Source organism: Nitrospira sp. BLG_2, from assembly GCF_049222245.1.
On record NZ_JBLYIG010000326.1, the window covers coordinates 1 to 3,304 of the forward strand.

The following is a 3,304-nucleotide window of genomic DNA, read 5'->3' on the forward strand; positions in this document are numbered from 1 at the left end:
GGCCACGATGACGACCAACGGAGACAAATCCACGCCTATCCCCCAACCCAATCGCCGTCGGATCGGGGCCAAGACGGGCTCGGTGGCACGAGTGAGGAATTGAACGATCGGATTCCACGGATCCGGATTTACCCAAGAGATCAGAGCTCGAGCGATGATGACCCAGGTATAGATCGTCAATGCATAGTCAAGTACCGTGGCGATTCCTAACAATGTATTCCCTACCACAAACATCAGCCTCCCAGTTCCCGAGAACGCTTCGTCGCAGCCTCAACGGCGTCGATCAACAGGCCTCGAATGCCTCCCTGCTCCAACCGATGCAAACCGGCAATCGTCGTTCCGCCGGGAGACGCTACCTGATCCTTGAGACGCGCCGGATGCTGCTCGGTTTCTAAGACCATCCGCGCCGCGCCTAATACGGTCTGCGCCGCGAGGAGACTGGCGGTCTCTCTCGGCAAACCCATCTTGACGCCACCGTCAGCCATTGCTTCAATCATGAGAAAGACGTAGGCTGGCCCGCTTCCGCTCAATCCGGTCACGGCATCCATGAAACACTCGTCGACAGGCACAACTCTGCCGACCGATTCAAAGATCTGTCGCGCACATGCTATCTCATTTTCCCTTACCCCGGGGCCGATCGCCAAAGCAGTTATGCCTGCCCCGACCATCGCCGGTGTATTCGGCATCGCACGAATCACGCGAGCTTGGGGTGCACAGGCCCCGATAATTCGACTGAGTTGCACTCCTGCAATCACCGAGATCACGAGTCGCTTCGCCAACACCTCTCCGATCTCTTTAAGGATTTCGGCCGTTACCTGCGGTTTCACAGCCAGCACAACGACATCTGCGAGGACGACTGCTTCATGATTCGTGGGACCAATTTGAACGCCGTACTGTCTCTTAAGGTAATCCAGCCTGTTCATATCTGGATCAGCGACGTGGATCTGCTCAGCCACATAACCCCTTGAAGATAACACCCCGCTGATCAATGCCTCCGCCATTCGGCCGCCGCCTACAAATGCGATTTTTTGTGCGGGCGTCGGACTAGACATGACGCGCTCCAAAGATGGCGGTGCCGACACGAACCAGTGTCGCCCCTTCCTCAATGGCTACTTCATAATCGTTCGACATTCCCATCGACAGTTCATCCATCCCCACGGTCGGTAAGTCTAATGCCGCAATCTGTCGAGCAAGATCATGGAGTGTGCGGAAATACGGCCTGGCCAAATCCGGGTCAGCAGTTAGAGGAGGGATCGTCATTAAGCCTTTGATACGTGCATGGGAGAGCTGTGCCATCATTTGTACCGATTGAATGACGTCATCGGGATGAAATCCTGCCTTTGTCCGTTCCTTCCCAATATTCACTTCCAACAGGACATTTTGTTGACGTCCGGCCTCTCTCGCGCGGCGATCGATTTCTTGCGCCAAGTCTAGGCTGTCTACCGAATGAATCAAGTCGAATAGACCGATCACGGACCGTACCTTCCTTCGTTGCAGCTGTCCGATAAAATGCCAGTGGACCGGTGCCTTGGTATAGGCGGCTATTTTAGGGAGTGCTTCCTGCACACGATTTTCACCCAAAATGGATAAGCCGGCACGCACCCCTTCCCCAATATGTTCGATCGTCACCGCTTTCGTTGCAGCCACGAGTCGCACCGTACCGGCAGGACGCCCAGCTTTCTCTTCCGCCGACCGAATCTTCGTCAGAACCGATTGAACACGTTTCGCTATCGCTTCCGGAATGGGCGATTCCATCGTCCTCTCGCACGAGTCGCGTCCGCTCATCTAGCGAACTGATCCTTATTCTAGCGGAAGAGCCTAAGAATTGGCAGAGTCCGGCTTATCCTCGCCTCACTGCAATCCAATGGCACTGGCCATGGTACCGTTGACTTTCCTCTCTCTCCGATAGGAAAAAAAGAGGTCTTCATGGCAAATCGTACAAAGGTTGACGGTCGTAATTGACTTCGGGGGCACGCCCAGAGCCTGCGCTTGTTCTTTAACGAGCGCTTTCAAATCAAGATGCGCTTTTCCGCCTTCCCTCGTTCGTACCACATTGTTCAAGCCCGAAAATTCCTGCGACAGGCGATCAAGAACAGGTTCGTCCACTTCATAGCAACAAACCCCGGCGGATGGACCGATACTGATCCGTACATGCTCTAGACACGAGCCAAAACGAGACTCCAACAGCGCCAGCGTTTTATGGACAATGCCGGCAACAGTTCCCCGCCAGCCGGCATGGATAGCGGCCACCACCCGATGTTTAGGATCATGTATCAGAATCGGAACACAATCTGCCGTCCGCACCGCCAACATGATCCCAGGTTGATCAGTGACCAAGGCATCCCAGCCGCCTATAAACCGGTCCGTCTGGGCCAAGGCCCGGTCAAGCACCAGCACCTCTGTCCCATGGACTTGCTTCACTGAGAGCGTCCATGAGGACGATGCCGCGCCTGGGATCCCTCTCCGCGGGATTCCAACTTCAAGGCCAAGACCCATGGCATGTCGGCGGGTCCCAAAGAAATGGCGAACCTGATTCCCGGCATCCACAAATGCCGGCACGGTAATAACCGATGCCCTTGTCCTACTCAAATTCAATACCTCATCCCGTAAAGAGATACACGAATCAGTCCGTTTGTTTGCGAAGAAATGTCGGCACATCCCATTCATCTTCCGCGGTCAACACCGCCCGGTCCATCGACTCTCGCGCATCGTTCATTCTTCTCAAAAAAGCCGGCCGATCGAGGTCTTTCATCGGCCGATCTACCGCGAATGACGCACCCATGCCTGCCAATACTGATGAGACGGGCTTGGTCGGCCGACTCGGTCCTCTATCAGTCCCGCCGATGGAGGGGGCAGTCGCTGAATCTTCTTCTCGCTCAAACCCGGTCGCGATCACCGTAATGATAAGTTCTTCGCCCATGTCGGGGTTGATGACCTGGCCGACAATGATATTGGCTTCGGGATCTGCCGTCTGTTGGATGATCGAAGCGGCTTCTTCGATCTCGTGCAGCGACATGCTGGGACCTCCCGTAATGTTGAGGAGGACGCCTCGAGCCCCCTCGACACTTCCTTCCTCAAGGAGAGGACTGCACATGGCCTTTTGAGCCGCTTCGATCGCCCGATTCGGACCATAGGAAACGCCCATGCCCATGACCGCCCGTCCAGTGTGTGACATCACGGTACGGACGTCGGCAAAATCGACGTTCACATGTCCTGTGGTCGTAATGACGTCGGCAATGCCCTGGATCGCTTGCCGCAACACGTCATCCGCAACTTTGAACGCTTCGAGAAGCGGGGTCGATTT

General features: G+C 55.4%; 5 protein-coding genes. All 5 read right to left on the bottom strand.

The features are described 5' to 3' along the window. Positions 1-234, bottom strand: a 234-nt coding sequence (locus ACOSYY_RS09070; RefSeq protein WP_421661946.1) for a YggT family protein, incomplete at its 3' end; no start/stop codon positions are given. Next, entirely contained in the window at positions 234-1,052 is an 819-nt protein-coding gene (proC, locus tag ACOSYY_RS09075; RefSeq protein WP_421661947.1) for a pyrroline-5-carboxylate reductase, read from the bottom strand. The genes proC and ACOSYY_RS09070, both read right to left, overlap by 1 nt. Then, entirely contained in the window at positions 1,045-1,785 is a 741-nt protein-coding gene (locus tag ACOSYY_RS09080) for a YggS family pyridoxal phosphate-dependent enzyme (RefSeq protein ID WP_421661948.1), read from the bottom strand. Before ACOSYY_RS09080 ends, proC begins: the two co-directional genes overlap by 8 nt. Before the next feature lie 66 nt (positions 1,786-1,851). Next, positions 1,852-2,589, bottom strand: coding sequence for a peptidoglycan editing factor PgeF (gene pgeF, locus ACOSYY_RS09085; RefSeq protein WP_421661949.1), 738 nt, complete (start codon positions 2,587-2,589; stop codon positions 1,852-1,854). Between the two features lie 34 nt (positions 2,590-2,623). Further along, a partial coding sequence (locus tag ACOSYY_RS09090) for a cell division protein FtsZ (RefSeq protein ID WP_421661950.1) occupies positions 2,624-3,304 on the bottom strand: 681 nt, incomplete at its 5' end.

Bases quoted from the DNA above. Each gene is read 5' to 3' on its own strand.
- proC (WP_421661947.1), bottom strand. From the start codon at position 1,052: ATGTCTAGTCCGACGCCCGCACAAAAAATCGCATTTGTAGGCGGCGGC.
- ACOSYY_RS09080 (WP_421661948.1), bottom strand. From the start codon at position 1,785: ATGAGCGGACGCGACTCGTGCGAGAGGACGATGGAATCGCCCATTCCG.